The organism is Ralstonia sp. ASV6 (assembly GCF_016429285.1).
GTDB classification, from domain to species: domain Bacteria; phylum Pseudomonadota; class Gammaproteobacteria; order Burkholderiales; family Burkholderiaceae; genus Ralstonia; species Ralstonia flaminis.
This window is the reverse complement of sequence record NZ_JAELUI010000223.1, coordinates 1-5730: the sequence shown is the minus strand read 5'-3', so window position 1 is coordinate 5730 and position 5730 is coordinate 1. Positions and strand designations below refer to the sequence as shown.

At 64.5% G+C, this 5730-nt stretch carries 2 protein-coding genes and 1 pseudogene; all 3 read right to left on the bottom strand.

What is annotated here, in order from left to right:
• Window positions 1–1046 precede the first annotated feature (1046 nt).
• A pseudogene (locus JHD73_RS26090) lies at window positions 1047–1304 on the bottom strand (Lrp/AsnC ligand binding domain-containing protein); the annotation flags it as partial.
• 24 nt (window positions 1305–1328) lie between these two features.
• Complete coding sequence (gene fes, locus JHD73_RS26085) at window positions 1329–3047, bottom strand: enterochelin esterase (RefSeq protein ID WP_199033061.1); 1719 nt, start codon at window positions 3045–3047, stop codon at window positions 1329–1331.
• Window positions 3047–5509, bottom strand: coding sequence for a TonB-dependent receptor (locus JHD73_RS26080; protein ID WP_199033060.1), 2463 nt, complete (start codon window positions 5507–5509; stop codon window positions 3047–3049). The genes fes and JHD73_RS26080 overlap by 1 nt, the downstream gene beginning before the upstream one ends.
• Window positions 5510–5730: the final 221 nt, after the last annotated feature.

The following is a 5730-nucleotide window of genomic DNA, read 5'->3' as shown; positions in this document are numbered from 1 at the left end:
CGCTCTTTGACCAGCCTCACGGCCTCAAGCTTGAACTCCCGGCTAAATTGCCGCCTCGTTCCCATAAACCACCTCCAGTTTCATTTTCCACCTTAACAAGGTGTCCATGAAACCGGCAGCAGCCCACTCGGTACGAAGCTGAGTACTCTATTCCAGTTGGACAAGAAGTAAGAACCCTAGCACCTGCTCCACGATGAGCCACAGACAGCGCGCTTGACCGAGGCAAGATCGTGTAATCGAGCGAGGCCGACACAACTCTGCCACCAAGTATGCTCAACATCGTTCTCGACACGAATATCTTTGACCTACTTGAGCGTGACAACGACACGCTCAATTGCTTGCAGAGGCTAGTTGGCGACGGTCGCTGCTCCGTGCTCGTGCCTCGAAAGGTCGCTGAAGAGCTAAGGCAAAGACCGTCCGGAATCCCAAATCTCTTCCCCGTGACTTTTGTCGGTCATACCGTCGCTCGAGCCGGCGTTATGTGCGCGGGCGATTCGCTTGGATCTGGGGTCATGTACGACGCCCACTTGGGCGACTCTCAGAAGACGGAGGACGCACTAATTGCAGATGCCGCCAGTTGGCACGCCGATTGGTTTGTCTCTGCCGACAAGCGATGCATCAAGCGATTCGAGGACAGCACCGCTCAAACTAGATGCATGCCAATGCGATACGAGGTGTTCGTAGAGAAACTGGCAGTGGTAGCGCGAGAAGATGACGAAAAGCAGCAGTAGAAGAAAGGCGGCAGGCTCAACTCGCAAGCTAGCTAGCTCAACCACCCTACGGCGCGCATTGCTTCTTCAATTGCAGGGCGCCATTTCGGCGGACACTGCTTGACCCGCTCCCGCGTACGGCGCGACCTTAGCGGCAGACCATTCAACTCCTTCACATGGGCGATCCAGCAGGTCTGCACTGTGATTTGGTAGCGAGCTTTTACCCAAAGCGCGATATCCCTGTATGTCGCCATATCCCCCTCCATCGTGTCCTTCGAAAGGTAGAGGTTTGGCATCGGCTGGTCCAGAGGAATCTAGTTGCTCTCGTGGCGCCTCCTACACCACCACCTCCGTCCGACTCACCACCTCCTTCAACCCCATAAACGACCTTACCTGCCGCACCCCCGGCAGATACAACAGTTGCTCCGCATGCAACCGCGTAAAGCTCTCTGAATCCCGCGTGCGGATCAGCAGGAAGTAATCAAACTCCCCCGTCACCAGGTGGCACTCCATGCAGCCGGAGATGTTCTGCGCGGCCTTCTCAAAGGCGGCGAAGGATTCCGGCGTGGAGCGGTCGAGCACCACACCGATCAGCGCAAGTCGCCGCGCAGCGCACAGCTACCCCGCCTCACCAACCCGCCCAACCCGCCCAGCCCCCTCCCCCGGACAAGCCCGCATCGCCTTCTCGTCCAACACGCTGGGCTCCCCCAACAACGCAATCAACCCACACGCCAACGTCCCTCGCCATTGCAGGTAATCGTGCCCACTGGCGAACTCAGCATGCCGCACCGGATACCCCTTGGCTCGCAGCACATCACGCATGTGGCGCGTGGTGGTGAAGATGTTGATCGCGCCGCGCCCATCCTCAAACTGCCCGGCCTCCAGATAGAAGCGCAGCGGCAGGCGCGGGCTGGCGGCGTAGGCGCGCATCATCCAGCCGGGCGTTTGCGGCGGGTGGTCTGGTGCGGAGTCCGGCGCCCACCAGAATGAGCCGGACTGGCTCAGCACCAGGCCAAAGCGCTCGGGGTGCCGCAGCCCGGCATACGCAGCTGCCAACCCGCCGTAGCTCGACCCGGCCACCACGGTGCGCGCCGCCGGTGCCGAAAGCCCCTGTGCAGCAGCCCACGGCATCAGCTCGTCGGCCAGGAAGTCAGCAAAGGCGGGGTTGGGCGGCAGTTGCGTGGCGCGCGCCGCTGCGCTCGGGTTGGACAGGATCAGCGCGGCAGTGGGCGGAATGCGCCCTTCTGCGATGAGGTTGTCGAGCACCGTTGGCGTAGGCACGGTCGACAGGTAGGCATGCGCGTCGAACAGCACCAGCAGCGCCTGCGGGGCGACGCCGGCCGGGCGGTAGCCGTAGACATCGCGCGCTTCGCCCAGCCGCTTGCTGTTGAGGCGGTGCGCCGTTACGGTGCCGGCCGGTACGTCAACGCGCCTTGCGAGCCACGGCTGTGGCGGTGCGCCGGGCAACTCCAGCATGGATTTCTGCTGATACGCATCGCCCTCAGTATCCGGAAAGCGCCGGGGGTTGAGCGGATCGCGCTGCAGCGTGGCCAGCAGCAGGCGCCGGCGCTGCGCGGCGGGGGCATCCGAGTCGGGTACGTTGGGCGCGAGTTGATAGCTCAGGCGCGTGCTGGCCGGTACGGCGTAGGTCTGGTACCAGACGTCGGTGTCGCCCAGGCGCTGCAGGGCGTCGTGGTTGCCGCTTGGGCTGCCGAGCAGCGTAACGTTGCGCACCGGCCCCCGCCACAGGAAGGTCAGCAGCACCATGGGTGTGCCGTCTTGCGCGGCGGTCGCGGGTTCAACCAGTGGCGTGCCGGATTGGGCGACGTCGTGCCAGAAAGAATCGGTGCCGGTGCCGTGGCGCACAGCCTCTGCCAGTGCGCGAATGCGCGGGCTTTGCGGCAGTTCCGGCGCGGGGTGCTGCTGGGCCTGGGCGACAATGCGTTCAATGCGCAGCGCGTAGCGTGCGCCGGGCATCGGCACACCACCTGCCGCACCGGCCACAGCGGCGCCGTTCGGGTCGATGCGCAGCGTGTACACGCCATCAGCAGGTGCGACGAACAGGAAGCTGCGCGACAGCGACAGCGGACTCAGCAGGCGACGCACGTGCACGCTGCGGGCATCGAGCAAGTCGAGCGCCGCAGCGGGGCCATCGAGCGTGCCCTGCACGAGGTCACCCGCATGCAGCGTCACGCGGTAAGGCAACAACGTGCCGGGTTGCCAGGTCGCGTTGACTGACTGGCCGACAGCCACGTCGGCAACCGGCACAGCCGGTGAAGCGGCAACAGCCACGTTGGCAGCCAGCGCCCAGGAGAGCAGAAAGAGAGCATGGCGCATCAGAAATCGATCGTGGTGGTGAGCTTGAAGGTGCGGGGCGCGTTCTGCGTGACGTAGCCGTCGTTGAACGAGCCTGCCCAGTAGCTCTTGTTGAGCAGGTTTTCCACATTCGCGAAAAAGCCGACGCGCTTGCCCATGATGCGGGTGAGGTAGCGCACGCCGGCGTCGTAGCGTGTCCAGCTATCGATGCGCTGCGTATTGGACGAGTTGACGTATTGCGCGCCGGTGTAGGTGGCGCGGCCGGCAAGCGTCAGGCCCGGTACCCAGGGCACATCCCACTCCGCACCTAGGTTGCCCGACCAGGTAGGGGAGCCGAATGCGGTGTTGCCGTCGTAGAGGCCGTTGGCGGTATGCGTGAGTACCGAGCGCGTATAGGCAACGCCGCCCAGCAGGCGCACGCCCGGTGTGACTTCGCCGGCGATGGTCCATTCGATGCCGCGGTTGCGGCGTTCACCATCGGGGGTGTAGAGGTTGGTGGCGTTGTCTTTGACCAGGCTCGGCCGGCGGATCTGGAACACGCTGAGCGTTTGCGTGAGGCGGCCGTTCTCCCATTTGATGCCGGCCTCCATCTGCTTGGTCTTGTACGGCGCAAACACCTGCTGGTAGTTGCGCGCGGTGACGTCGGTCACGGTGTCGCCCTGGCTCAGACCCTCGATGTAGTTGCCGTACAGCGAGAGGCTCGGCCCCCACGGTTTGACCACCAAGCCCACCGAGGGCGTGATGGCGCTTTGATCGTAGTCGGCAGTCTGCGCACCGGTAGCGGCGCTGAAGCTCGTGGCCTGCACGCGCTGGTGGCGCGCCCCCAGCGTCAGCAAGACAGCCTCCTGCGCAAACGCCATCGTATCGGCCACCGCCAGGCTGGTGAGCGTGGTGTCAGAGGTCTTGGGCGGCTCGCCGGGCTCGGGCGCGATGATGGCCTGCACCGGCGCGTAGATGTTGGAGATGAACGAGCTGCTGGCGTTGTTGACCGTGCCCGTGCGCAGGTCCAACTGGGTGTAGCCGACCACCAGCCGATGTTCGACGGGGCCGGTGCGCACGGTGCCGCGCACACCGGCCTCGGCAGAGAGCGTGTCGGCAAACCCGCGCTGGTGATACGTCACGCCCGTGTAGTTGCCGTTGGGCTGGATGCCGTTGGCGCGCGTGCCGTTGATGAAGCCGGAGTAACGATGGCTGAGCGTGCCGAGCCCGGCATAGGCCGTCCAGTCGGGCGCGAAGTCGACTTCGCCATGGGCGACGATGGCCTGGTTCTCGATACGACCGTGCACGCCGCGCAGGATGTTAGTGCCCGGCGCAGGCGGACTCACCACATTGCGCGTGAACGAGGCCATCCAGGCGCTGCCGTTGCGGATCTCTTCGTCGCTGGCGTAGGCATCGACCGAGGCGCGCACATGCTCACCGGCGTAGTCCAGAGCGATGGCGCCCAGCTCGCGCCGCCTGCCCTGCCCGTCCAGGCCGGTGCGCCCATCGCCATAGGCGCCGTTGAAACGTATGCCCACGGCCTTGTCGTCGCCAAAGCGCCGACCCATGTCTACCGCGCCGGCCACGTAGCCGTCGGACTGGTAGTGGGTGGAAAACTGCATGACGGGCTTGGCCGTTGCGCGCTTGGGGATCAGGTTGATGGCACCACCCACAGCGCCGCTGGGCGACATGCCGGTCAGCAACGCGGTGGGGCCGCGCAGCAGTTCCACACGGTCGATGAACTCGGTGGGGGCATGGCCGAAGGGGGCCAAGCCGTACATGCCGTTGAACGCAAGATCACTCGACGTAATGTCGAACCCGCGCACAGTGTAGTTCTCGTAGATGTGCCCGGTAGACGTGGTGTAGCGCACGGTCGGGTCATTGGCCAGCACGTCGGCAATGGTCTGCGCTTGTTGGTCCTGGATCGTGCGTGCGGTGTACGTGGTGCTGCTGTAGGGGGAGTCGATGGCGTTGGTGTTGCCCAGCAAGCCGAGCTGCGCATCACGTGCGATCTGGCCACCCGGGTAAGTCGCCCCGCGTGCGGCAGAGACGGTGGCGGTCGGCAGCGTCACCGTGGCGGACGACGTGCCCGTGGTCTCGACTGGCGTGGGTGCGGGTGCAGGCTGAATCGCGAATCCACCCGGCACCGGTTGTGCGCGTAGGCCGGTGCCTTGCAGAAGCGCATCCAGACCATCGGCAGCACCGTACTGGCCGTGCAGGCCAGCGGTACGGCGGCCCGCCAGATCCGCTGCGTCATATGAGACCAGCACGCCAGCCTGCACACCAAAGCGCGTGAGCGCCGGCTGCAGCGCGCCTGCAGGAATGGCATACGACTGCCGCGCCGTTGCCGTCGTGGAGCCTGCAGCGGCCTGCGCCCCCACATGCGGCGATGCCGCCACCAACAGCGCGACAGCCTGACCAATAGCCAGCAGATGCCGGCGAAGACGCAAGGTGCCGGGTTGGCCGGCAAGTAGCGTTGAAGCGGACAGCGGATAGCAGCCCATCTGTGATTTCCCCCTGATGATGTTGTGGTTGGGATTGATTGCTATTCCCGTAGGCCACTTGAGGCGCGCAAAGCCCTCACATCGGAGGCAAAAACTTTGGTAATTCCTACCCAAACCGGACCAAAATGGGTTGAATTTCGAGGGTAGGGGTTGCCTGCAGAAGCTTGCGCAGTAAGGGTTTCAAGTCCTCGTCACGGTGGTTGAATCGGTAGCAGGTTTCA